General features: G+C 59.3%; 23 protein-coding genes and 2 pseudogenes. 12 read left to right on the plus strand and 13 right to left on the minus strand.

The genetic code is table 11. The features are described from left to right. A pseudogene (locus AAEZ10_RS07495) lies at positions 1-117 on the plus strand (IS110 family transposase); the annotation flags it as partial. Positions 118-185: 68 nt separating this feature from the next. On the opposite strand, the gene AAEZ10_RS07500 reads toward AAEZ10_RS07495, so the two are convergent. From AAEZ10_RS07500 to AAEZ10_RS07525, 6 genes are all read right to left on the minus strand, one after another. Further along, positions 186-1,502 carry an OprD family porin gene (locus AAEZ10_RS07500; protein ID WP_350568628.1) on the minus strand — a complete coding sequence of 439 codons (1,317 nt, stop codon included), beginning with the start codon at positions 1,500-1,502 and terminating at the stop codon, positions 186-188. Positions 1,503-1,696: 194 nt separating this feature from the next. Next, a complete protein-coding gene (locus AAEZ10_RS07505; protein ID WP_016773285.1) occupies positions 1,697-1,918 on the minus strand; it encodes a hypothetical protein in 222 nt (73 codons plus the stop codon). A gap of 299 nt (positions 1,919-2,217) precedes the next feature. After that, complete coding sequence (locus AAEZ10_RS07510; RefSeq protein WP_110603077.1) at positions 2,218-3,582, minus strand: heavy metal sensor histidine kinase; 1,365 nt, start codon at positions 3,580-3,582, stop codon at positions 2,218-2,220. Continuing rightward, a complete protein-coding gene (locus tag AAEZ10_RS07515) occupies positions 3,572-4,249 on the minus strand; it encodes a heavy metal response regulator transcription factor (protein ID WP_110646176.1) in 678 nt (225 codons plus the stop codon). Before AAEZ10_RS07515 ends, AAEZ10_RS07510 begins: the two co-directional genes overlap by 11 nt. A 7-nt stretch (positions 4,250-4,256) precedes the next feature. Further along, positions 4,257-7,370 (minus strand): multidrug efflux RND transporter permease subunit, encoded by a 3,114-nt coding sequence (locus AAEZ10_RS07520; protein ID WP_350568631.1) that lies wholly within the window; start codon positions 7,368-7,370, stop codon positions 4,257-4,259. Next, entirely contained in the window at positions 7,367-8,527 is a 1,161-nt protein-coding gene (locus tag AAEZ10_RS07525) for an efflux RND transporter periplasmic adaptor subunit (protein ID WP_110646178.1), read from the minus strand. The genes AAEZ10_RS07520 and AAEZ10_RS07525 overlap by 4 nt, the downstream gene beginning before the upstream one ends. A 191-nt stretch (positions 8,528-8,718) precedes the next feature. Here AAEZ10_RS07525 and AAEZ10_RS07530 point away from each other — a divergent pair, with 191 nt between their 5' ends. The 3 genes and pseudogenes from AAEZ10_RS07530 (at position 8,719) to AAEZ10_RS07540 (ending at position 10,114) form a co-directional block, all read left to right on the plus strand. Continuing rightward, positions 8,719-9,348 carry a nucleotidyltransferase domain-containing protein gene (locus AAEZ10_RS07530; protein WP_350568634.1) on the plus strand — a complete coding sequence of 210 codons (630 nt, stop codon included), beginning with the start codon at positions 8,719-8,721 and terminating at the stop codon, positions 9,346-9,348. Next, positions 9,311-9,729 (plus strand): annotated as a pseudogene (locus AAEZ10_RS07535) (hypothetical protein). Before AAEZ10_RS07530 ends, AAEZ10_RS07535 begins: the two are co-directional and overlap by 38 nt. Before the next feature lie 145 nt (positions 9,730-9,874). Next, positions 9,875-10,114: a hypothetical protein gene (locus AAEZ10_RS07540; RefSeq protein WP_039761398.1), complete on the plus strand. Its 240-nt coding sequence runs from the start codon at positions 9,875-9,877 to the stop codon at positions 10,112-10,114. 134 nt (positions 10,115-10,248) lie between these two features. Here the strand turns inward: AAEZ10_RS07540 and AAEZ10_RS07545 are convergent, their stop codons facing one another. From AAEZ10_RS07545 to norR, 5 genes are all read right to left on the minus strand, one after another. Next, complete coding sequence (locus AAEZ10_RS07545) at positions 10,249-10,998, minus strand: YkgJ family cysteine cluster protein (RefSeq protein WP_350568636.1); 750 nt, start codon at positions 10,996-10,998, stop codon at positions 10,249-10,251. A gap of 83 nt (positions 10,999-11,081) precedes the next feature. Beyond that, the gene (locus tag AAEZ10_RS07550; protein WP_110646182.1) at positions 11,082-11,408 is read right to left on the minus strand and encodes a hypothetical protein; all 327 of its coding nucleotides are present in this window, start codon (positions 11,406-11,408) and stop codon (positions 11,082-11,084) included. Between the two features lie 145 nt (positions 11,409-11,553). After that, complete coding sequence (locus AAEZ10_RS07555) at positions 11,554-12,036, minus strand: GNAT family N-acetyltransferase (protein ID WP_350568639.1); 483 nt, start codon at positions 12,034-12,036, stop codon at positions 11,554-11,556. 3 nt (positions 12,037-12,039) lie between these two features. Continuing rightward, positions 12,040-12,942 carry a chemotaxis protein CheV gene (locus AAEZ10_RS07560; protein ID WP_350568641.1) on the minus strand — a complete coding sequence of 301 codons (903 nt, stop codon included), beginning with the start codon at positions 12,940-12,942 and terminating at the stop codon, positions 12,040-12,042. Positions 12,943-13,171: 229 nt separating this feature from the next. Then, positions 13,172-14,731: a nitric oxide reductase transcriptional regulator NorR gene (gene norR / locus AAEZ10_RS07565; protein WP_350568643.1), complete on the minus strand. Its 1,560-nt coding sequence runs from the start codon at positions 14,729-14,731 to the stop codon at positions 13,172-13,174. A 165-nt stretch (positions 14,732-14,896) separates the two neighbouring features. On the opposite strand from norR, the gene hmpA reads away from it, so the two are divergent. The 8 genes from hmpA to AAEZ10_RS07605 all read left to right on the plus strand — a co-directional run bounded on the left by hmpA (position 14,897) and on the right by AAEZ10_RS07605 (position 23,201). Further along, positions 14,897-16,078 (plus strand): NO-inducible flavohemoprotein, encoded by a 1,182-nt coding sequence (hmpA, locus tag AAEZ10_RS07570; protein ID WP_350568645.1) that lies wholly within the window; start codon positions 14,897-14,899, stop codon positions 16,076-16,078. Positions 16,079-16,301: 223 nt separating this feature from the next. Next, the gene (locus AAEZ10_RS07575) at positions 16,302-16,811 is read left to right on the plus strand and encodes a disulfide bond formation protein B (RefSeq protein WP_350568647.1); all 510 of its coding nucleotides are present in this window, start codon (positions 16,302-16,304) and stop codon (positions 16,809-16,811) included. 827 nt (positions 16,812-17,638) lie between these two features. After that, entirely contained in the window at positions 17,639-18,580 is a 942-nt protein-coding gene (gene cyoA, locus AAEZ10_RS07580; RefSeq protein WP_024014231.1) for a ubiquinol oxidase subunit II, read from the plus strand. 3 nt (positions 18,581-18,583) lie between these two features. Continuing rightward, positions 18,584-20,614, plus strand: coding sequence for a cytochrome o ubiquinol oxidase subunit I (gene cyoB / locus AAEZ10_RS07585; RefSeq protein ID WP_016773302.1), 2,031 nt, complete (start codon positions 18,584-18,586; stop codon positions 20,612-20,614). A 3-nt stretch (positions 20,615-20,617) separates the two neighbouring features. Further along, complete coding sequence (gene cyoC / locus AAEZ10_RS07590) at positions 20,618-21,241, plus strand: cytochrome o ubiquinol oxidase subunit III (RefSeq protein ID WP_016773303.1); 624 nt, start codon at positions 20,618-20,620, stop codon at positions 21,239-21,241. Beyond that, a complete protein-coding gene (gene cyoD, locus AAEZ10_RS07595; protein WP_011335842.1) occupies positions 21,241-21,576 on the plus strand; it encodes a cytochrome o ubiquinol oxidase subunit IV in 336 nt (111 codons plus the stop codon). Before cyoC ends, cyoD begins: the two co-directional genes overlap by 1 nt. Before the next feature lie 10 nt (positions 21,577-21,586). Continuing rightward, positions 21,587-22,474, plus strand: a complete 888-nt coding sequence (cyoE, locus tag AAEZ10_RS07600; protein ID WP_016773305.1) for a heme o synthase — start codon at positions 21,587-21,589, stop codon at positions 22,472-22,474. 235 nt (positions 22,475-22,709) lie between these two features. Continuing rightward, complete coding sequence (locus tag AAEZ10_RS07605; protein WP_016773306.1) at positions 22,710-23,201, plus strand: RidA family protein; 492 nt, start codon at positions 22,710-22,712, stop codon at positions 23,199-23,201. Between the two features lie 258 nt (positions 23,202-23,459). Here the strand turns inward: AAEZ10_RS07605 and AAEZ10_RS07610 are convergent, their stop codons facing one another. Then, on the minus strand, positions 23,460-24,161 hold the full coding sequence (locus AAEZ10_RS07610; RefSeq protein WP_016773307.1) for a hypothetical protein: 702 nt from the start codon (positions 24,159-24,161) through the stop codon (positions 23,460-23,462). 133 nt (positions 24,162-24,294) lie between these two features. Continuing rightward, positions 24,295-24,699 (minus strand): GNAT family N-acetyltransferase, encoded by a 405-nt coding sequence (locus AAEZ10_RS07615; protein WP_282384043.1) that lies wholly within the window; start codon positions 24,697-24,699, stop codon positions 24,295-24,297. Positions 24,700-24,713: the final 14 nt, after the last annotated feature.

Here is a 24,713-nt window from a genome sequence, read left to right on the forward strand (position 1 = left end):
ATGAGAGGGCGTGGATTGAGCACTACCCAAGCACTGGTCGCACTAGCCCGCAAGCTTGCACGGGTGGTATTTGCTCTATTGAAAAACCAGAGCGAATACTCACCCAAAGGCGTTTAGGGGCTAGGCATGAACCATAGAATCTCCCACAGGGTAGATCACAGGATCTGAAAAACGCAGCGCCGATCTTAGAAGACGTTGACCGGGTAGTCGATGATCACGCGATATTCATCTGTATCCGAATCAATCGCGCCGTAGCCGTTGCCGCCCCGGTTGGTCGCCCATTGCAGGCGCACCGCGAGATCCTTGGCCTGGCCGCTTTGCACGACGTACTGCAAATCGATGTCGCGTTCCCAATGCTTGGCGTTATGGCCGTCGGCGCTGTACCAGCTCGAATAGCCTGGGCTGTCCGGGTCGGCTTTGGTCAGGTCGACCGTGCCGCGCGAGTAGGACAGCGCCGAAGTCAGGCCGGGCATGCCGAGGCCAGTGAAGTCGTAAGCGTACTTGAGCTTCCAGGAGCGTTCGTTCGGGCCGTTGAAGTCCGAATACTGCTGCGAGTTGTCCAGATAAACGCTGTCGCCCTGGCTGATGTAGTCGAACGGCGTGTTGCCGTTGACCCGCTGATACGCGGCAGTGACGCTGTGGTTGCCGATGCCGACGGTGAGATGAGTGCTCCAGGTGTTGTTGTCGATATCGCCGAGCAGCGCATCACCGGTGTCTTGCGTGTGATAGAAGTGCAGGCCCGGGTTGAGGCTGACCAGATCGTTCAGTTGCCAGGTGTAGTCGAGGTCGTAGTAGTACTGGTTCCAGATGTCCTTGAGCTCGGAGGCGTAAAGACTGCTGGTCAGGCCCTCAACGCCGCTCCAGGCCACACCGGCCCAGTTCAGGTGCTGGCTTTCGTCGCCGTCGGCGAGGGTGCCGTATGACGTTCCGATGCGGGTATGACCACTCTGGTTATAGGGCTTGGTGAAACTGGCCTGGCCACCTTCGATCAGCCAGCCGTCGAAGCTGTGGTTGCTCAGGCTGATGCCACGAAAGGTCTGCGGCAGCATCCGCGTGTCGCCGCCGGCGATGACCGGGTTGGTGAGGAACAGATCACCGGCCTTCAGCTCGGTGTTGAAGGCGCGCATCTTCAACGTCCCGCCTGCGGTGGAGAACGAGCCCGGCGCTTTGCCGTTGCCATCGCTGATCGGCAGGATGCTCGAACCGTCGGTACCGCCACCACCGTCGAGTTTCAGGCCGAGCATGGCGTGGGCATCGACGCCGAAGCCGACCGTGCCTTCGGTGTAGCCAGACTGGAACACGCCGAGAAAACCCTGACCCCACTCGATATTGTCGTCCGCCTTCTGCAAGCGGTTGCGATTCATGTAGTAGTTGCGGGCGTTGAGGTTGAGGCTCGAGCCTGCGACGAAGCCCTGTTGGGCAGACTCGTCGGCGTGGGTGGCGGGAGCAATCGTTGCGGCAATTGCAATGAACAGCGGGGTGAGGCGGGCAGGGTAAAACACGTGCGGTGGAGCTCCTTGGGTCAGCGGGCCGCTCTGGTTCTTGAGCGGCTTGATGTTTCTTGTTGTTACAGACGCGCCAGACGGCTTTCAGACCACAACGAAAAAAGGCCGCTGAATGGCAGCGGCCTGGAGTGACGACGGTTGAACGGGAAGAGCCAAACAACCGCGTCGAGGGAAACCTTTCGCGGTGCGACTCAGCTGTCTTTCTCGAGCGCTTGAGCCTGGGAAGTGGCGGCCTGCGGGGATTGCGTCGCGTCTTGAGCCTTGGCCATCACTTCGGCCTGATGCTGATCGAATGCCTGCGCGCGAGCGACGTTGTGCGCCACGAACGCTTGCGATTCTTCAGCCATCGCCATCGGCGACAGGATCAATGACGACAAAACGAATGCGCTGGCAATACCCATACTGTTGGACATCTTGAAAACCTTCTCGCTTGGCGAGTGCTGTTTGGTGCGGGCAAAGATAAGGTTGCCGGCAGTCGGGAAACAGCGTGATTTTCATAAATGACTGTTACAGCAAAAGCAAAGATCGGCACGGGTAACAACCCGGTCTGTGCGTGATGGTGGCCTGTGGCGAGGGGATTTATCCCCGTTGGGCTGCGAAGCGGCCCCAAGAATTCCAGCCTCAAAGATTCTTGGACCTTGTGCACAGGATTTGCGACTGCTGCGCAGCCGAGCGGGGATAAATCCCCTCGCCACAGGGCTTGGCTGAGCATTCAGACCGGAAGGTGAATGCCAAAGGTGTTCATGCCCCGGTCACTGCGCACAAACACATCCCCGCCATGCATCAGCGCAATCGCCTTGACGATGGCCAGCCCCAGGCCGTGGTTGTTGCCGCTGTTGCTGCGCGAAGCATCGACCCGATAAAACCGTTCGAACAACCTCGGCAGATGCTCACTGGCAATCGGCGTCCCGGGATTGGCCACGCCAATGCTCACCTGATGTTCTTCAACCTCGATGCGCACTTCGATCACTTGACCTGGTTCGGTGTGCTGCACCGCGTTGCTCAGCAAATTGATCAGCGCCCGGCGCAGGTGCGCGACCTCGATCTGCACCTGCGCATCGCCGCTGACCTGCACTTCAACCTGCGCGTCTTCAAGGATGAAATCCAGATAGTCCAGCGTCGTCGCGACCTCATCAGCCAGTGACGTCGAGGTCAGTTTGGTCGCCTTGTTGCCCTGATCGGCGCTGGCCAGAAACAGCATGTCGTTGATGATCGAGCGCAGTCGCTCAAGCTCTTCGAGATTGGATTGCAGCACTTCGAAATAGTGTTCGGCGGAGCGCCCGCGAGTCAGCGCGACCTGGGTCTGGCCGATCAGGTTGGTCAGCGGCGAACGCAGTTCATGGGCGACGTCGGCGTTGAACGATTCCAGCCGCGAATAGGCCAGTTCAACCCGTTCCAGAGTTGAGTTGAACGATTCGACAAACTGCTCCAGTTCCGGCGGCAGCGGCGACAGACGCAAGCGCCCGGCGCGCAGTGGTGGTGCCAGACGCTGGGCTTCCTGCGACAGTTTGATCAACGGCTTCAGACCGATTCTTGCGACCCAATAGCCCAATGCCGAGGCCAGCAGCACCCCGACAATCGCCAGACTGATCAGAGCGATGAGCAAGTGATGCTGGGTCTGGTGCAGCGTCTCGGTGTCGATGCCGATCATGAAGCGCAGCGGCGGGCGCTGGTCCTTGGCCGGGAACTGACTGACCAGCACTTTCAGCGGGTAGGGCTGATCGGGCAGTTGCAGATCATGCATGCCCAACGGGCCGTTGATGGCCGCGCGAATCTGCGGCGTAAGGTTGCCGTATTCGTAGCGCGGATCACCGCTGCTGATCCAGAAGCTGATGCGCTTGTCTTCTTCGCCGAGCAGCTTGAGCTTGTTGTTGATCTTCACCCAATGTTCCGGCGTGCCGTAACGGCCGACGGTGGATTCGAGCACGCTGTACCGCGCATCCAGCTCAGCTTCCGGCAACAGACCCAGGCCCTTGTCGACCTGTTGATACAGCGCGCCGCCAATCAACAGAAACACCACCAGCGCCACCAGCGTGAACATGCCGCTCAGGCGCAAGGCAATCGAGTTACTGGACACCACGGCTCTCCAGCACATAACCCATGCCTCGGATCGTGTGCAGCAGCTTTTCGTTGAACGGCCCGTCGAGCTTGGCGCGCAGGCGTTTGATCGCGACTTCGACGACGTTGGCGTCACTGTCGAAATTGATGTCCCAGACCATTTCCGCGATTGCGGTCTTCGAAAGGATTTCGCCTTGGCGACGGGCGAGCACGCTGAGCAGGGAAAACTCTTTCGCGGTCAGATCCAGGCGCGTTCCGGCGCGGGTGGCCTTGCGGCTGATCAGGTCGATCCACAGGTCGGCGATGGTCACTTGCACCGGCTCATGGCCGCCGCTGCGGCGGGTCAGCGCTTGCAGGCGGGCGACCAGTTCGAGAAAGGAAAACGGTTTGCCGAGGTAATCGTCGGCGCCGTCGCGCAGGCCCTTTATCCGATCTTCGACGCGCTCGCGGGCGGTGAGCATGATCACCGGGGTCTGCTTGCGCGCACGTAATGCGCGCAGTACGCCGAAGCCATCGAGCCCCGGCAGCATGACGTCGAGGACGATCACGGCGTGGTCGCATTCCAGCGCCAGATGCAGGCCTTCGACGCCGTCGCGGGCAAGGTCCACGGTGTAGCCCTGTTCGGTCAGACCACGGTGCAGATAGTCCGCGGTTTTTTCTTCGTCTTCGATAATCAGAACGCGCATGACCGCCTCAGTCTGTGGTCGCCAGTGCCGTTGCGGGCGTTGGAGCTGGTGGGTGTGAGTGCCGGTGAAACAGCCGCTCGAGCCATAAGTATATGACCGGCGTGGTGAACAGCGTCAGCATCTGGCTGACCAGCAAACCACCGACCACGGCAATGCCCAACGGCTGGCGCAGTTCGGCGCCGGTGCCGTAACCGAGCATCAGCGGCAACGCACCGAGCAGGGCGGCGAGGGTGGTCATGATGATCGGCCGGAACCGGGTGATGCACGCTTCGAAAATCGCCTCCTGCGGCGGCAGGCCACGCTGGCGCTGCGCCTCGAGCGCGAAGTCGATCATCAGGATGCCGTTCTTTTTGACGATGCCGATCAGCAGCACCAGCCCGATCAACGCCATGATCGAAAAGTCCTGGCCGCAGATCCACAGCATGATCACCGCGCCGAGGCCTGCTGCCGGCAGGGTCGAAATGATCGTCAGCGGATGCACGAAGCTTTCATAAAGCACGCCGAGAATGATGTACACCGCCACCAGCGCCGCCAGAATCAGCCATGGCTGGCTGGCCAGCGAACTCTGGAACGCCTGCGCCGCACCCTGGAAATTGCCGCTGATCGCGGTGGGCATGCCGATCTCGGCCTTGGCCTGATTGAGCTGAATCACCGCATCGCCCAATGCCACGCCGGGGGCGAGGTTGAATGACATATTGGCGGCGGGGAACATGCCGTCATGGGCAATCGACAGCGGGCCGATGGTCGGCGCGTCGAATCGGGCCAGAGCCGAGAGCGGCACCATTTCCCCACTGAGTGGTGAGCGCAGGTAAAAATAGTTGAGGCTTTCGGCCTTGCCGCGTTGTTTGGTATCCAGTTCCAGAATCACGTTGTACTGGTTGACCTGGGTCTGGAATTCATTGATCTGCCGTTGGCCGAATGCATCGTACAGCGCCTCGTCAACATCGCTGGCAGTCAGGCCGAAACGCGCGGCGGCGCTGCGATCGATGCTGATGTGAGTGATGCTGCCGCCCAGTTGCAGGTCATTGGATATGTCGCGGAATGCCGGATTGCTGCGCAGTTTTTCGGTCAGGCGCTGGGTCCAGGTGGCGAGGGTCGCGCCGTCATTGCTCTTCAGCACATATTGATACTGGGCACGGCTCGGGCCGGAGCTGAGGTTGATGTCCTGCCCGGCGCGCAGATACAGGACGATGCCGGGGACTTTCATCAGTTGCGGGCGGATGCGATCGATGAACTGGCTGGCGCTGACATCGCGGTCACCACGTTTTTTCAGGGCGATCCAGAAGCGCCCGTTGGCGATGGTCTGGTTGCTGCCGGAAACCCCGACCGAATGCGAGAACGCCTGCACCGCCGGATCGGCCGCGACGATTTCGGCCATCGCCAAGTGTTTTTTCACCATGTCGCCGTAGGAAATATCCGCAGCGGCTTCAGTGGTGCCGAGGACGAACCCGGTGTCCTGCACCGGGAAGAACCCCTTGGGAATGAAAATGTACCCGGCGACCGCCAACGCCAGCGAGAGACCGAACACGCCGATCATCAATTTCTGATGATCGAGGGCGCGGCGCAGGCCCTTTTCGTACCAGCCGAGCAGGCGTTCGCTGAAACCGGGTTTGCCGTTGGCGTGATGCACCGGCTTACGCATAAACAGCGCGGCAAGGGTTGGCGCCAGGGTCAGCGACACCACCACGGAAATCATGATCGTCGAAGTCGCGGTCAGGGCGAATTCCTTGAAAAGGCGCCCGACCACACCGCCCATGAACAGCAGCGGAATGAACGCCGCCACCAGTGAGAAACTGATCGAAACGACGGTGAAGCCAATCTCGCCGGCTCCCTTGATCGCCGCCTCGCGCATATCATCGCCGGCCTCGAGATGGCGATGGATGTTTTCCACCACCACGATCGCATCGTCCACGACGAAGCCGACCGCGACGACGATCGCCACCAGCGTCAGGTTGTTCAGGCTGAAACCGAGGACGTACATCAGGGCGAAACTGGCGATCAGCGAGACACCGAGCACCGCCGAGACAATCAGCGTCGCCGACAACTGGCGCAGGAACAGCGCCATCACCGCGACCACCAGCAGGATCGCGATCAGCAAGGTGATCTCGACTTCGTGCAGCGAGGCGCGAATGGTCTGCGTGCGGTCGATCAGGGTTTTCACCTGCACCGAGGCCGGCAGCATCGCTTCGAGGCCGGGCAGGGCGGCCTGAATGCGGTCGACGGTTTCAACAATGTTGGCGCCGGGCTGGCGGAAAATCACCAGATTCACACCGGGGCGATCTCCGGCCCAGGCCTGCACGTAGGCATCTTCCGCACCGTTGACGACTTTGGCGACATCGCGCAGGTGAACCGGGGCGCCATCCTTGTAGGAAACGATGAGCTCGCTGTAGTCCTCGGGGTGGAACAACTGGTCGTTGGTCGACAACGTGGAAATGCTCGACTCGCCGTACAGCGCACCTTTGGCCAGGTTTAGGCTGGTCTGCTGGATCGCCAGCCGAATGTCGGCCAGCGTCAGGCCAATCGCCGCGAGTTTGTCCGCCGAGGCCTGTACTCGGATCGCCGGGCGTTGCTGACCGGTGATGTTGATCTGGCCGACGCCGTCGACCTGACTGATCTGACGCGAGAGCAGGGTTTCCACCAGGTCGCTGAGTTCGGTGCCGGGCATCTGTGTCGAGCTGACGCTGAGAATCAACACCGGGCTGTCGGCCGGGTTGACCTTCTTCCACGTGGGCAGTGTCGGCATGTCTTTGGGCAACTTGCCGGCGGCCGTGTTGATCGCCGCCTGTACTTCCTGGGCGGCGGTGTCGATGCTTTTGTCGAGAGTGAACTGCAAGGTCAGCAGGGTTGAGCCCAGCGCGCTGCTGGAGGTCATCTGGGTCATGCCGGGGATGGCGCTGAATTGCACCTCCAGCGGCGTGGCCACCGAGGAAGCCATGGTGTCGGGGCTGGCGCCGGGCAACTGTGCCGAGACCTGGATCGTCGGAAATTCCGCTTCCGGCAGTGGCGCAATCGGCAAACGCGGGAAGGCAATTACACCGACCAGTACCAGAGCGAACGTCAGCAAAATCGTCGCCACCGGGTGATCGATGCACCAGGTCGAGATGCCTTTGTGCGAGTTCATGGCTTCGGCTCCGCCTGCACCACTTGCGGCGGCTCGCTCATGACTTGCACGCTCGAGCCCGGCTTGAGTCGCGACTGGCCGTCGGTCACCAGCACGTCACCAGCGTTGACACCTTTGATGATGTCCTGGCCGCTGCCCTGATAAACCATTTGCACCGGCACCGCCTCGACCTTGTCGTCCTTCACGCGGTAAACAAAGTGTTGTTCGAGGCCACGCTGTACGACGGTGGGCGGAACCACCAGCGCATCTTTATCCACAGCGGTCTGAATTTTTACCGTCACCAGCAAACCCGGCCAGAGCTTCTGGCTGGCATTGGCGAATTCGGCCTTGGCGCGGATGGTGCCGGTGTTGGCGTTGATCTGATTGTCGATCAGCGTCAGCTGACCTTCGCCGAGCAGATTGCCGGTTTCGCCATCAGTATCGGCTCCGATGTACGCCTTGACCGGGGCGCGTTGCGGATCGCTGATCAGGCTTTGCAGGGTCGGCAGCATCTGCTGCGGCAGGGAGAACTCGACGGCGATCGGGTCGATCTGCGTGACGGTGAACAGGCCCTGGGTGTCGGTCATGCGCAGGAAGTTGCCTTCATCGACCGTACGAATACCGACGCGCCCAGTAACCGGAGAGCGAATCTGCGTGTAGGACAGTTGCACCTGCGCCGCATCGATCGAGGCCTGATTGCCTTGCGCAGTGGCTTTGAGCTGATTGACCAAGGCCTGTTGCTGGTCGAAGGTCTGTTTCGATACGCCGTCGTCGACACTGAGCAGTTTGTAGCGCTTGAGATTGACCAGCGCGACCTGCAACTGCGCCTGACTCTCGCCCAACTGCGCCCGGGCCTGGTCGAGGCTGGCGCGGATCGAGCGGTCGTCAATGGTGGCGAGCAGGTCGCCTGCTTTGACCCGTTGGCCTTCCTTGACCAGAATCTTCGTCAGAATGCCGTCGATCTGCGGACGCACCACCACGCTGTGCAGCGACAGCACCGAGCCGATGCCGCTGGTATAGCGCGGCACGTCTTTGGCGCTGACCGTCACCACCCGCACCGGGATGGCAGTCGGTGTAGCCAGTTTGGCCGGCGCCGGTTTCAGCGCGAACCACAGGCCGGCGGCTGCCAGCAGAATCAGGAGAGTGGCCAGCAGGATTTTGTTTTTCTGGATGGACATGCGCGGCGCCGAAGTCTGGAGTTTGGGCAGATTGACCAGTTATAAACCGCTCAGGCGGTCGGCAGGGTGACGGCTGGCTGTCAGGATTGTCAGTTTCCGACGTTAATTGCAGTGGCTGCGATTACCGTTGAGTTGATAAGTCCCTAAAAGGGACCTATCGTTCCTTTTTTGGGACTCTTCGGTTTGCGCCAGTGGAAAACCTTTCTTTAAGCGAAGCCCTGTTCACCGCCACCCAGCAAAAAGTGTTGGGATTGTTGTTCGGCAAGCCTGACCAGACGTTCTACGCCAACGAAATTGTGCGCTGGGCACAGGTTGGCAAAGGCGGCCTGATGCGTGAACTCGATCGATTGCAACGAGCCGGGATTCTCAGCATGACTCGAGTGGGTAACCAGACCCATTACCAGGCCAACCCCGCATGTCCTATCTACGCGGAGCTTCTGGGCATCACGCGCAAGACATTCGGTTTTGCCGAGCCTCTTCGTCAGGCATTAGAACCGTTTGCCGAACAGTTCACTTGGGCGTTCGTGTATGGCTCCATCGCCAAAAACTCGGCGAACACACTCAGTGACATAGATCTCATGCTGATTGGCGAAGGCCTGCACTACAGTGAGTTGATGGAGCGACTCATGCCGTTGGAGGAGCAATTGGGGCGTCCCATCAACCCGACGCTATACACCCCGCAAGACTGGGCCAGGAAGCTGGCGGCACAGAACAGTTTTGTCATGCGGGTGATGCAGCAGGAAAAAATCGATCTGTCAGGGGCAAACCCTTTGGAGTCCAAGGATGGGCGGCAACGAGAGTCTGGAGAATCTTCTACGTAGCGGTGTACTGAAAGCGGAGCCACCTGACCGCAAGGAGTGTGAGGGGCTGATGCGCTCAGCTCTGGATAGGCTCAAGGATGCGCACACCTGCACACTGTCGTTTCCAGCCGGTTCGATTTGGCCTACAACGCCGCTCACGCGCTGGCGCTGACAGCTCTTCGCTTGAGTGGCTATCGATCGGACAAGCGCTATCTGGTATTCCAGTGCCTGATCCATACCACGCAAAGCAGCAAAATTCAGGTGCGATTGTTTGCGTTGTGCCACGAGCGGCGCAATCTCGCCGAATACGAAGGCTATATGGATGAAGATGACGCGCTTCTTGAGCAGTTGCTGGAGAGCACCTCGCAATTGTTGGGTGACGTTCAGCATCGCATGAACTGAAATATCATCACGCAGTGTCAGTGTCAGTGCCAGGCAGCCATTCAGCGCATCGCGCAAATCTTCAGATGCCGAGCCAGAGCGCACAGGTATACTGCGCGCCTTTGCGGCTCACTGATCGGGCCGACTTTTTGTTCCCGGAGCTTTTATGACTTCCCCGACCCAACCGCCGGTTGACGACGCTGTGAGCGACGTCCCGGCTGAAGTGGCTGACACCAGCGAAACCAAGGCCGAGATCCCGGCGTTCAAGTTCCCGTTCAAGCCGGGCGAGCTGGCTTCGGCGAAAGGCTCGAATCAGCCGTGGTACAAGAATGGCGCGAAGAATGGCCACACCAAAACCCCGGGCATGGCGCCGCCGGGGACGCGCCGGTCGATGGGCAAGCGCTGACATCGGAAAGTGATGGTGCTTGTGCCGGCCTCTTCGCGAGCAGGCTCGCTCCCACATTGGATTTGTGTAGAACCCAACCCTGTGGGAGCGAGCCTGCTCGCGAAAGCGATATCCGCTACAGCACAAATATCAGATCAAGCCGCGCGCAATGAAATAAACGCATAAGTCTGCGCCGGTTCGGTCACCACCTGCCCACCCGCAGCCAGTACCTGTCCGGCCACGTCATCGCCGGACAAATGAAACAGCCATTCACTGGTTCGCGCCGCCAGCGGTTGCGCGCTCACTTGGTCAATCACTGCCGCAAAGGCATCCATGTTCGGCAAGTACGCGGTGAACCCGTCGCCCTTGAGCGCCGTGGTGCGAATTCCCAGGGTTGCGCAGATCGCATCCTTGAGTCTGATGTCATCCCGATCCGCCTGACGTGAACGCTGAATCAACTCAACCAGTTCCCGATCAACCAGCTCGCCTGCCACAATCAACTCCGGCCCCTGCTCCCAGGACTCTGGCGGGCAATCCTTGGCAGCTGGATTGAGCGGGATGTGCGGATTGATTTCCGCCGGGTAAATCCGGCACACCAGCGGGCGGCGCTCGTAGATCCGGCAGCGCTTGTCGTCGTCAAGATTCCGGCAGGGGCCGACGTTGTAGGCGGCAAAGGTGATCGCCACGTGAGCATCAGTAGTGCCACTGCGGACCACCGCCGAACGGCGCTCGGCATGTTCGCGCTGCTGCGCCGGCAGGCCCAGGCCATTGCCGAGAAACGCCTCGACCAGCACGATCACCTGACCGCCATCGGCCGCCCACATGCGGGCTTCGGCGAGCGTCAGCGGGACATGGTGGTCGGTGCAGCATTTGCCGCAACCTACGCAGGAAAATGTCGTATTCATTGAGCGATCTGTCTTCAATCAGGGTGTGAAACGGTGGCGGAAAACCACCGCACAGGGCCTGGTCGAAGCAAGTTGTGCGCCATTCACTGGGGTTTGGCGGTCGGGCGAATCGAATCCCACTCGGTGACGAACGCGGTTTTCGTCTGTTTGTTGTACAGACACAGCTCGCTGCCTTGCTGGCCTTTCATGTGTTTTTGCGGGTATTGGCCTTGCAGCAGGACAGCGGTGTAACCGACGCGGTCATCGAATTGCGCAGGTGTGCCGACCGGTTTGACGTTTTTCAGGCCACTGGCCTTGGTGCAACTGGCGAGCACCGTCTTGTCATAGGCAGCCCAGGCGTCGGGGCTGGAAGCGTGGGCCTGGGAGGCGAGGGTGGTGAGGCTGAGCAGGGCCAGGGTGATGGCTTTCATGGTTGGGGCATCCTTGGGTATGGCCAAGGTTGGAGTCTGTCGGATAGCGGAAGTTGCCAGTGCTGCCCCTTTGCGAGCAGGCTCGCTCCCACAGTTTGAAATGCAATCCATCTGTGGGAGCGAGCCTGCTCGCGAAAGCGGTAGATCAGTCGGGCACAAGCTCGCGCCGAACCACAACCATCCCGACACTCTCATACAACCGCCGCGCCCGCAGGTTGTCCTCCAGAACCCGCAAATCGACAAACCCCTCGCGTCGCTGTTGAAAGACGCTGAAGGCATGCAGCAACAACGCGCGTCCAAGCCCCCGGCCCTGCATTCGCGGGTGCACCACCAGATTCTTGATATAGGCACTTGTCCAGCACTGCGCCACGCCCACCACGCCCTCGGCATCGCAGGCCACGAAACACAATGCTGGATCGTATTCAGGATCGCTGGCAAAGCGCTGACGCCAGTCGTGCAGTGACGGCACTCGACCGCCACCTTCCAGCTGTCCGAGCTGCATCAGCTGATGCACTGCCGGCGCCAGCTCCTCGCGGTAGACGGACAACTCAATTCCGCCCGGCCACTGAGCATCCGGCAGAACCCCACTCAAGTCGCGGCGCAGCAGAAAGCAAAAAGTCTCGGCCAAGACTCAGTGCCCGTTGGCCGCGACGTGCTTGGCGGCTTCGATCAGGCGTTGGGTCAGCTCCGGTGAGGAGAACTTGGTCAGCACCGCATTGGCACCGGCCAGCCGGGCCTTTTCACTGTTCATCGCGCTGTCGAGGGAGGTGTGCAGCAGCACGTACAGGTGAGCAAAGTCCGGGGTCTCGCGCAGGGTACGGGTGAAGGCGTAGCCGTCCATTTCCGACATTTCGATGTCGGAGACGATCAGGTTGATCTGCTGCGCGGTGCCTTGCAGGTCGAGCAGGCAGTCGATGGCTTCCTTGGCACTGCGCGCGGTGTGGCATTGCAGGCCGAGGTTGCGCAGGGTGTGCACCGATTGCTGCAGGGCCACCTGGCTGTCATCGACCACCAGAATGCGCGCGTTGCTTAGCACTTCAGCGTCTTCCATGGTCAGGTCGGTCGGCGCCATTTCGATCTGCGCCGGGGCGATGCTGTGGATGACTTTTTCGATATCCAGCACCTGTACCAGCGTGCCGTCCACCGAGGTCACGCCGGTGATGTAGGCGCGCGAGCCGCCGGAGCCGAACGGTGGTGGCTTGATGTCGGTGGTCAGGCAATGGACGATCTTGCTCACCGCCTGCACATGCAGACCCTGCTTGGAACGGCTGACATCGGTGACGATCAGGCAGCCACCGTTGGGATCTTCCAGAGGCCGCTCGCCGATCGCGCGGCTGAGATCGATCACCGACAGCGATGCACCGCGCAGGGAGGCGATGCCTTTGACGTGCGGGTGCGACTCCGGCAGCTTGGTCAGCGGCGGGCAGGGGATGATTTCACTGACTTTCAGCAGGTTGATCGCCATCAGCTTGCCGCTGCGCAAGGTAAACAGCAGAAGCGAAAGTGAATCTGCGCGGGCTTTGGTGGAGGACATAAGAACCTTCTGTGGGGCGAGAGTGGAAATCGCCAGAAACCTTTGATGCCGTGTTATCGGCGTCAGAAGGTGGGGCTTTAGCTCAGTTGTCGGCTGGACAAAAAACATCTGTGGCGAGGGGATTTATCCCCGTTGGGTCGCGTAGCGGGCGCAAAAGACGGGACTGCTGCGCCGTCCAACGGGGATAAATCCCCTCGCCACAGGTCACCAAGCAAGCTACATGGCGTGGTTATTTCATGCCCAAGCGCTTGGCCATCCGCCCCAGATTCGCCCGATCCACCCCCAACTCCCGCGCCGCACTTGCCCAGTTATCCTGATGACGCTCCAGCGCTGCACTGATCAGGCGCCGCTGAAACTCATCGGTGGCACTGCGCAAATCCCCGGTGATCATCGGCATCACACTGGCCAAGTCAGCATTGGCAGGCGCAACCACGTTATCCACAACCTCTCGGGGCAAATCCAGATCCGCCGCGCTCAGACTCAAAATCTTCGGCCGCACTTTGCAGTTACCCAGCGCCTTCAGCGCACTGCGCCCGATCAAATGCTCCAGCTCTCGGACATTGCCCGGCCAGGTGTAGGCCAGCAGTGCTTCCTGAGCATCACTGTTCAAGCGCAGGCTATTGAGGCCCATGCGCGAGCGGTTCTGCTCGAGAAAGAAACCACTGAGCAGCAACACGTCGCGCCCGCGATCGCGTAGGGCCGGCACCCGCAGCGGGTACACGCTCAAGCGGTGATAAAAGTCGGCACGGTAGCGACCGCTGCGCACTTCTTCGGCCAGATCGCGATTGGTCGCGGCAATCAGACGCACGTCGACCTGGTGCTCCTTGTCCGAGCCCAGGCGCTGCAATTGACCGCTCTGCAATACGCGCAGCAACTTCGCCTGGACTGTCAGCGACAGCTCGCCGACTTCATCAAGAAACAGCGTGCCGCCATTGGCCAGTTCGAACTTGCCACGCCGGTCGCTGGTGGCGCCGGTGAAGGCGCCGCGCACGTGGCCGAACAGTTCGCTTTCCACCAGCGTGTCGGGGAGGGCGGCGCAGTTGAGGCTGATGATCGGTTTGTCGGCGCGCGCGGAGGCGGCGTGGATCGCTTGGGCTACCAGCTCTTTGCCGACCCCGGTTTCGCCGGTGATCAGAACAGTCAGATCACTGCCACCGACCAGATTGATTTCTTCCACCAAGCGTTTGTGCGCTTTGCTCTGGCCGATCATTTCGCGGTGCTGCTGACCGCTGGCCTGACGGTAGACCTCGGCGCGCTGATGCTCGTCTTCGGCGCGGGTGGCCAGACGTTCGATGCGTTCGGCCGCATTGACCGTGGCCGAGGCGAGGCTGGCGAAGGCTTGCAGTGCGTCGAGTTCGATCGGCTCGAAACGCTCCGGGTCCAGCGCGTCGAGGGTGATCAGGCCCCAGAGTTTTTCATCGACGAATAAAGGACAGCCGAGGCAGTCGTGAACTTCAAGATGATCGTCGAGGCCATCGACCAAACCGTCATAAGGATCGGGCAAGTCGCTGTCGGCGGCGAAGCGCGTCGGCCCGGCGCCGGCCAGCAGGATTTCGAAACGCGGATGCTCGCTGACCTTGAAGCGGCGGCCGAGGGTGTCGGTGCTCAAACCGTCCACCGCCAGCGGCACCAATGATTCGCCATCCAGACGCAACAACGCGGCGGCATCGCAGGGCAACAAGGCGCGCATGGCCTCGAGGAGGCGCCGGTAGCGCTCACCTTCGGGCAGTTCGCGGGAGAGGTCGGCGACCAGAGGCAGCAGGGCGGTAAGCAAGGATTTAGCGGTCATGATTTTTTGTAGTCAAAGAGACAAGGTGTAGTCGCGATGACTATACGTTCATTTGTGTCGAAATGACTATGAAGGTTTCAAGCTGTTGAATTAAAAGGATTAATTAGTTGGCACGAAAGCTGATATCCCTAATGCAATCTTTCAAGAAAGCGCAGGAGTCACCTTATGCTTAGCGTCCAGGATCGTGCCATCATCAAATCCACTGTGCCTCTGCTGGAAAGCGGCGGCGAGGCGTTGATCACACATTTCTACCGCATGATGCTCTCCGAATACCCGCAGGTGCGGCCACTTTTCAACCAGGCGCATCAGGCCAGTGGCGATCAGCCGCGTGCCTTGGCCAACGGCGTGCTGATGTACGCCCGGCACATCGATCAGCTCGACCAGTTGGGCGATCTGGTGGCGAAGATCATCAACAAACACGTCGCCCTGCAGATTCTGCCAGAGCATTACCCGATCGTTGGTACCTGCCTGCTGCGCGCCATTTCCGAAGTGCTCGGCGAAGAGATCGCCACACCAGAGGTGATGAGTGCCTGGGGCGCTGCGTACGGGCAACTGGCCGACATCCTGATCGGCGCGGAAACCGCGATCTATGACCAGAAGGAACAAGCGGTCGGCGGCTGGCGCGGTGCGCGGGAATTCATCGTCGCGGCGAAAGTGCAGGAGAGCGCGGAAATCACCTCGTTCTACTTCGAACCGGCAGACAAAGGGCCGATTCTTGCGGCCGAACCGGGTCAGTACATCGGCATGAAATTGATCCTCGACGGAGAAGAAATCCGCCGCAACTATTCGCTCTCGGCACTGGCCAATAACGGTCAGTACCGCATCAGCGTCAAGCGTGAACCGAATGGTCGCGCGTCCAACTATCTGCATGATCAACTGCACGTCGGCGCGAGCATCCAACTGTTCCCGCCGTCGGGCGAATTCACCCTGGCGGCCAGCGACAAGCCGCTGGTGCTGATCAGCGGCGGCGTTGGCATCACCCCGACGCTGGCGATGCTGGAAGCCGCGCTGGCCACCGAACGTCCGGTGCATTTTATCCACTGCGCGCGCAACGGCAGCGTCCACGCATTCCGTGACTGGGTCGATGGGCTGGCGGCGCGTCATCCGCAACTCAAGCGCTTCTATTGCTACGCCGAAGAAGATGGGGTCAGCCCGGCGGCGGACAAGGTTGGCCTGCTCAGCGAAGAACTGCTCGGCGAGTGGCTGCCGGCGCAGCGTGATGTCGATGCGTATTTCCTCGGGCCGAAAGGGTTCATGGGCGCGATCAAGCGGCATCTGAAAGCGTTGGGCGTGCCGGAGAAACAGAGCCGTTACGAGTTCTTCGGCCCGGCTGCTGCTCTGGAGTGATCCGAGACCGAGTTGTCTCGTTCGCGAGCAGGCTCGCTCCCACCGGATTTGTGTCCGACGCAGAGCCATTGTGGGAGCGAGCCTGCTCGCGAATCTTCTGCGCGCCGCAAAAGCCATGTTGGTTAATCATTCCTTAACCGCTCTATCGTTTATTGCCCCGGTGTAGACTTGCGACAATTTCAGCCGCCGGCCGGCTGGACCATGGACTTACAAAGGAAAGGCAATGAGCGAGGAAACGATGCGGTTGGGGCGTGAGCGGCGCTATCTGGTGTTGCTGGGGATCATCTGCCTGGCGTTGATCGGCGGCGCACTTTACATGCAGGTCGTGCTCGGCGAAGCACCTTGCCCACTGTGCATTCTGCAGCGCTATGCACTGTTGCTGATTGCAGTGTTCGCCTTCATCGGTGCGGGCATGCGTAGCCGTCGCAGCATCACCGTGTTCGAGACACTGGTAGTGATCTGTGCGATTGCCGGGGCCGGTGTGGCCGGGCATCACGTCTATATGCAGTTCTATCCGGCGGTGAGTTGTGGCGTCGATGTGCTGCAACCGATTGTCGATGATCTGCCGTTGGCGAAAATTTTCCCGCTGGGCTTCCAGGTCGACGGTTTCTGCTCGACGCCGTATCCGCCGATCCTCGGCCTGTCGCTGGCGCAATGGGCGCTGGTGGCGTTCGTGCTGGTGGTGATTCTGGTGCCTCTGCTGACTTCGCGTAATCGAAAAGCGCTGCGCTGAGTCAACTTCTCGGCACAGCTGCCGATAAACAAAACGCCCCGATTTTCGTTGATGAAAATCGGGGCGTTTCGCATTTCAGAGCGTTTGTGAAAACACCGTGACGAACGGCAATGAAGCGTGCGGCAAATGTGCGACATGTTGTCACACAGGGGCTGTCGCAGGGGCTCGGGATGCGGCGGATTGGCCGCCTGTTACATAAAAACATTGGCCAGTTTTAGTGTTTTCGGGCTTGAGCACGGACGTACCAGAGCAGGCAGTTTTAACAGGCGCCGGCAGATGGACGAAGCCCTTGGAACATCGGGCTTTGCGCCGCTCCAGCGTTTGTAGATCGGGTGCAGAGCTGTCTGATTTGAGGCGGTTACGCTGGCAGATTTTGCCGCTTTTATTGAGAAACGCTTTCGATAACTTGCGCAACTTTTGCAAAAATGGCGATGGATTGTTGCTCTGAGTGATAAAAATTATTTCGGGATAAGACATGGTGTATAGGGCGCTACCTATCTACAATCGCCCGCACTGAATTCCCGACGCTGTTCAGCCTTTATCAAGGAACTGATCAGGAGGTCGGGTGTCGAGCGAGCCGCGAGGCTTTCGAGACACCCTGGTGTCGGTGCCTTTCCAATTTTCCGCACCAAATGGAATTGGTCTGTAACAAGGCCTTTGACCACGAATTCGAATAAGAACTGAACGCTGTCCCAAGGTTTTGTCGAGCGTGTGACGCGCGACGGGCGGCCCTTATTCAATCCAAAGAAAATGCCAACCCTTGGCAGGGTGAAGTGTTGGCGATCAAAACCCAACTGCATTGCGCAAGCTGCTTTAGAGGTCGTGAGATGAGTAAAAACAGGTACCCCAGATTACTAGGCCTAGTGCCGCTGCTCGGCACGTTGTTGCTGGGAGGCTGCAACATGACCTTGCTCAATCCAACGGGCCAGGTCGGCCTGGAACAGCGCAACCTGATCATCACCGCCACGCTGCTGATGCTGTTGGTCGTCGTGCCGGTCATCGTCATGACCTTCCTGTTTGCCTGGAAGTACCGCGCTTCGAACAAGAACGCCGTCTACACGCCGAAGTGGTCGCACTCGACCAAGATCGAAGTGGCCGTATGGACCATCCCGGTGCTGATCATCATCGCCCTGGGCTACATCACTTACATCTCGACTCACGAGCTGGACCCGTATCGTCCGATCGAGTCTGACGTCAAGCCGGTGACCATCGAAGTCGTCGCGCTGGACTGGAAGTGGCTGTTCATCTACCCGGAACAAGGCATTGCCACGGTCAACAAGATCGTGTTCCCGGCGCACACGCCAATCAACTTCAAGATCACCTCCGACGCCGTGATGAACTCGTTCTTCATCCCGGGCCTGGGCGGCCAGATCTACGCGATGGCGGGCATGCAGACCAAGCTGCACCTGATCGCTGACCGCAACGCTGAAATGGACGGTATCTCCGCCAACTACAGCGGTGCCGGTTTCACCGGTATGAAATTCAAGGCTATCTCCACCACTCAGGAAGATTTCGACGCCTGGGTAAGTGAAGTCAAGAAGTCGCCTAAACAGCTTGATCAGGCTGAATACGCGGCCCTGGCCAAACCGAGCCAGAACAACCCAGTCGAACTCTACTCGTCGGTCACGCCGAACCAGTTCCAGATCATCGTCGACAAGTACGAAGGTATGAAGCCGGGCAAGCCGCTGAAGCACGAGAAGAAAGAGAAAGAAGTGGCGGCCACGGATATTGACGCGGGTTCGCATTCAGCTGCCGGGGCAGAGGAGTAAACGATGTTTGGTAAATTAAGTTGGGAAGCAGTCCCATTCCACGAGCCGATCGTGATGGTGACCATCGCCATGATCGCCCTCGGTGGTCTGGCGCTGTTCGCTGCGATCACTTACTTCAAGAAGTGGACGTACCTGTGGACCGAGTGGCTGACTTCGGTCGACCACAAGAAAATCGGCGTGATGTACATCATCGTCGCCATGGTCATGCTGCTGCGCGGCTTTGCCGACGCGATCATGATGCGTACCCAGCTGGCCATGGCCACCGAGGGTTCGCCTGGCTACCTGCCACCTGAACACTATGACCAGATCTTCACCGCTCACGGTGTGATCATGATCATCTTCATGGCGATGCCATTCTTCACCGGCCTGATGAACCTTGCAGTGCCGCTGCAGATCGGCGCGCGTGACGTTGCGTTTCCGTTCCTGAACTCCTTGAGCTTCTGGCTGCTGGTGTCCGGTGTTGTGCTGATCAACCTGTCGCTGGGTATCGGTGAATTCGCCAAGACCGGTTGGGTTGCGTATCCGCCGCTGTCGGGTCTGCAATACAGCCCTGGCGTGGGTATGGATTACTACATCTGGGCGCTACAGCTATCCGGATTGGGTACGACGTTAACCGGGGTCAACTTCCTCGCGACCGTACTGAAAATGCGTACCCCTGGCATGAAACTGATGGACATGCCGATCTTCACCTGGACCTGCACCTGGGCAAACGTTCTGATCGTGGCTTCGTTCCCGATCCTGACCGCTACCCTGGCACTGCTGACCCTTGACCGTTACATGGATTTCCACATTTTCACCAATGAACTTGGTGGCAATCCGATGATGTACGTCAACCTGTTCTGGGCGTGGGGCCACCCTGAGGTTTATATCCTGATCCTGCCGGCCTTCGGCATCTTCTCGGAAGTGATCTCGGCCTTCACCGGCAAGAAACTGTTCGGCCACCACTCGATGATCTACGCCTCGGGCGCGATCTCGGTACTGGGCTTCATGGTCTGGCTGCACCACTTCTTCACCATGGGTTCGGGTGCGAGCGTCAACGCCTTCTTCGGTCTGGCGACGATGCTGATTTCCATCCCGACGGGTGTGAAGCTGTTCAACTGGCTGTTCACCATCTACCAGGGCCGTCTGCGCTTCACCAGCCAGGTAATGTGGACTTTGGGCTTCATGGTGACCTTCGCCATCGGCGGCATGACCGGCGTACTGCTGGCCATCCCGGGTGCTGACTTCGTGCTGCACAACAGCCTGTTCGTGATCGCGCACTTCCACAACGTGATCATCGGCGGTGCGGTATTCGGTTACATCGCTGGCTTCGCGTTCTACTTCCCGAAAGCGTTCGGCTTCAAGCTGCACGAAGGCTGGGGTAAAGCAGCGTTCTGGTTCTGGATCTCGGGCTTCTTCGTCGCGTTCATGCCGCTCTATGCACTGGGCTTCATGGGCATGACCCGTCGTCTGAACGCCACCACCAACCCTGAGTGGGTACCGTACCTGTACGTTGCCATGTTCGGTGCGGTGATGATTGCTGTGGGTATCGCCTGCCAACTGATCCAGCTGTACGTCAGTGTGCGCGACCGCAACAAGCCAGAGAACGTTTGCGATCACGGTGACCCGTGGAATGCACACACCCTGGAATGGTCGACCTCGTCGCCACCACCGTTCTACAACTTCGCTGTGCTGCCTAAGGCTGACTGCATCGACCCGTTCACCGAGGCCAAGGAAAACGGTACTGCGTACCAGCGTCCGGCCAAGTACGAGCCGATCCACATGCCGAACAACACCGCCACTGGCGTGGTGATGGGCGCGCTGTTGACCGTCTTCGGTTTCGCGATGATCTGGCACATCTGGTGGCTGGCGATCGCGAGCCTGGTGGGCACCGTCGTTTACTTCGTGATCCACGCTGCACGTGACGACCAGGGCTATATGGTTCCGGTTGAAACGATCGAGCGTATCGAAGCCGAGCAGCACAAGCGTCTGGTCGCGGCAGGGAAAATCCCGGCCAATGCCACCCGTGTTGAAACCTCGTTGGAACAGGCTTAAACCATGTCGAACTTAGTGACCAATGTTGGACACGCCCATGGTGACCATGGGCACGATGACCATCACCACGACTCGGGCGAGATGACCGTATACGGTTTCTGGCTCTACCTGATGACCGACTGCATTCTGTTTGCGTCGATCTTCGCGGTGTACGCAGTACTGGTAAACAACGTTGCCGGTGGCCCGTCGGGCCACGACATCTTCGAACTGCCATACGTGCTGGGCGAAACCGCTCTGCTGCTGTTCAGTTCGATCACCTACGGCTTCGCCATGCTGGCGTTGTACAAGGGCAAGAAGCAGGCGGTCCTGGGCTGGTTGTTCATGACCTTCCTGCTCGGCGCGGGCTTCATCGCCATGGAGATCAACGAGTTCCACCTGCTGATCTCCGAGGGCTTCGGTCCTAGCCGTTCGGGCTTCCTGTCGGCGTTCTTCACCCTGGTCGGTACCCACGGTCTGCACGTTTCGGCCGGTCTGATCTGGATGGGCATCATGATGTATCAGGTCAACAAGCATGGCCTGACGTCGACCAACAAGACCCGTTTGAGCTGCCTGAGCCTGTTCTGGCACTTCCTGGACGTGGTCTGGATTTGCGTCTTCACCGTTGTTTACCTGATGGGGACTCTGTAATGGCTAACGCACACTCCCATGACAGCCACGATGCTGGCCACGGCAGCGTCAAGTCGTACGCCATCGGCTTCATCCTGTCGGTAATCCTGACCGTCATTCCGTTCGGTCTGGTGATGTACCCGACCCTGCCGAAGTCGACGACGCTGGCAATCGTTCTGCTGTTCGCAGTGATCCAGGTGATCGTTCACCTGTATTACTTCCTGCACCTGGACCGTTCCATTGCACAGCGTAACAACGTGATCGCATTCGTCTTTACGGCGATCGTGATCGTGCTGCTGGTTGGCCTGTCGCTGTGGATCATGTTCAGCATCCACACGTACATGATGGCGAAGTGAGGTAGACCCGATGTCGCTCAAGCACTTTATCCAAATCACCAAACCGGGGATCATTTTCGGTAACGTGCTTTCTGTGGCAGGCGGGTTCTTCCTGGCCTCGAAAGGGCATGTCGATCTGGCGGTGTTTCTGGCCGCCATGATCGGTACTTCCCTGGTCGTGGCCTCCGGTTGCGTGTTCAACAACTGCATCGACCGCGACATCGACCTGAAGATGGAACGCACCAAGAACCGTGTGCTGGTCCAGGGCCTCATCTCCCTGAAACTGGCCCTGGTTTACGCGACCATTCTGGGTGTTCTCGGCGTTGCCTTGTTGTACAAGGTGGCCAACCCGTTGGCTGCCTTGTTCGCAGTAATCGGCTTCATCATCTACGTCGGCTTCTACAGCCTGTACCTCAAGCGCAAGTCGGTTCACGGCACGCTGGTGGGCAGTCTGTCGGGCGCCATGCCGCCAGTGATCGGTTACGTTGCCGTAACCAACAGCTTCGACATGGCCGCACTGACCCTGCTGGTGATGTTCAGCCTGTGGCAGATGCCGCATTCCTACGCCATCGCGATTTTCCGTTTCAACGATTACCTGGCCGCATCGATTCCGGTGCTGCCAGTGAAACGCGGCATTCAAGTGGCGAAGAAGCACATCCTGCTCTACATCCTGGCGTTCCTCGTGGCGACCTTGATGCTGACCTTCAGCGGCTACGCCGGCATGAGCTACCTCGCCGTCGCCGCCGCCATGGGCATGTACTGGCTGTACATGGCCTGGACCGGCTACAAGGCAGTCGATGACACCGTCTGGGCACGCAAGCTGTTCGTGTTCTCGATCTTCACCATCACTGCATTGAGCGTCATGATGTCCCTGGACTTCAAGGTGCCGACAGAGCTGTTGCTGACGTACGCGCCGTAAGTTTGCTGGCTTCAGGAAAAACCCCGCACGTTGAGAGATGTGCGGGGTTTTTTGTTTGTTGAAATATGCTCGTTCGGGGTGCTGCCATTCGCGAGCAGGCTCGCTCCCACAGTTTGCGGTTGCGGCCATTCGGTAAAAGACCTAGATTCGGATCCAACCCCGACAGTAGTAGCTCCAAGCCATCCTTCGGTGCTCGACTGTCTCAACCCGTGCATTGATCAAAAGGCTGGGCGCAATGACCGAACGGATGACCTGCGATGAGCGCTTTATCGCCCTGGCTGAAGAACTCAACTACGACATCTATGGCGAGAACACCGCCGGTGGCAATTACGCGCCGCTGATCCGTCATCACGACGAGCTGTACATCAGCGGGATGGTGCCGCGGGTCAATGGCAAGATTCTCTATCCCGGTCGCGTGGGGCTGGAACTGAACCTCAAGGATGCACAAGCAGCGGCGAGCATCAGCGCCATGCGTTGCCTGGCGCTGATCGTCGATGCGGTCGGTTCGCTGGACAAGATTCGCGCGTTGTTGCGTGTCACGGTGTATGTGAAGTCGACTGCTGACTTTGTCGACCTGAGCGAAGTGGCGAACGGCGCTTCGGATGTGTTCAGCCATGTGCTGGGCGATGCCGGACGGCATACGCGCACGACCATCGGCGTGTATCAGTTGCCGAAGAATGCAGCGATTGAAGTGGACATGATTGCGGCGTTGCATCCTTCGGCTTGAGGGGGGGGTAGCGGTTTGCCCTCACCCTAACCCTCTCCCGGAGGGAGAGGGGACTGACTGAGGGGCTCTCAAGATATACGCCGACCTGAAATACCGAGCCGAACTCAGGTTTGAAAATCAAACAAGTCGGCTCCCTCTCCCTCGGGAGAGGGCTGGGGTGAGGGGCGACGATTTTCGCTTCCTCACGAATCACAAGCCGGACAACAAAAAGCCCCGCCTGAATCTCAGCGCGGGGCTTTTTCACAAGCGCTTGGCAGATTACTGCGCCGCGATGCTGTAACCATCAAACGCCGTCTGCTGCTGCAGCGCGGTGATAATGTTCTTGCGGTTCACCGCCTGTTCCGTACCGGCGTTATCGACGAAGGTTTCGCTCTCCAGCTCGGCTTCATCGCCTTCACCGACGAAGGTGAAACCGAGGAATTCCAGTGCCTCACGATCAACATTCAGGCGCGAACGCGGCGTGCGCATTGGCAGGGTCACGCTGGCGCCGTCCTTGCTGATGGTGAAGATTTCCACTTCTTTCTTCTTCGCAGCTTTGCTCTTGCCGCCGCTCGGATTGCTGATCGCCTGATGGGTCTGATTCAGCACTTTCAGCGCCAGGCCATAAACGATTTCCTGAAACGCCGGATCGTCCTTGAAGCTGGACAGAATGCGCCCGATCGAGAACTTGCTGCTCAGGTCTTCCAGCGCGGCAATGTCCGCTGCCTCGGCGTCTTTCAGGCGCTTGAGTTCGCCCATCAGCTCGTACGCCTTGTCGTCATCAAAGCTGTCATGCGCCTGACGGATCGCCGCACGCAATTCGCGGATCTGGTCGCTCTCGCGGGTCGACTGGAACGCGTCCAGGACCATCTCGCTGATGATTTTGGCTTGTGGCAGGTGTTGTGAAAGATTGATGGAGTTTTCGTATTCCGCTTTGGACGACTGGGTGACTACGGATTCAGCGGTGTTGAAATCGGACATTGAAATTTCACTACTTTTTAACTTGAGTTGAGGCGAGAAAGCACGAGGTCTTTTTCAGGCCGACTAATTTAGGGGAGCGGGGCGGCGTTGTCACGGAGCAACGGTCTGGTGGTCGGGATTTTTCCACTGCGCGCTATTTGCGGCGCTGACGTTCCATGGCAATGACTGAGGTCTGGAAGCCCAGACTGGCGAAAAAAGCTTCAGCGCCTTCGCGTCCAGCGCGCAGCACCCAGGTTATGTCCGGGTTGTCACCCATGACGTGCTCCACCAGTGCCCGCCCGATTCCTTTGCGCCGATGCTGGTCATCGACCACCACCATGGACAGATAGCCGTTGGAGACCTCATCGGTAATTGCTCGAGCGAAACCGACAATTTGCTCGCCTAAGAGCGCAACAGCTGTGCGCTGCGAATTGTGAATCAAGCGAGCAAAAGAGTCGGCATCACTGGTGCGATGGCCCCAGCCATGCTGGCCAAGAAACAGCCTTGCTGATTCTGTTTCGCCGGGATGCAAGTCGCGCACGGTAAGGCTGTCATTCATGGGATATTCAAGTC

It is taken from the genome of Pseudomonas sp. H26/SER47-MNA-CIBAN-0231 (genome assembly GCF_040310465.1).
Lineage (GTDB): Bacteria > Pseudomonadota > Gammaproteobacteria > Pseudomonadales > Pseudomonadaceae > Aquipseudomonas > Aquipseudomonas atacamensis.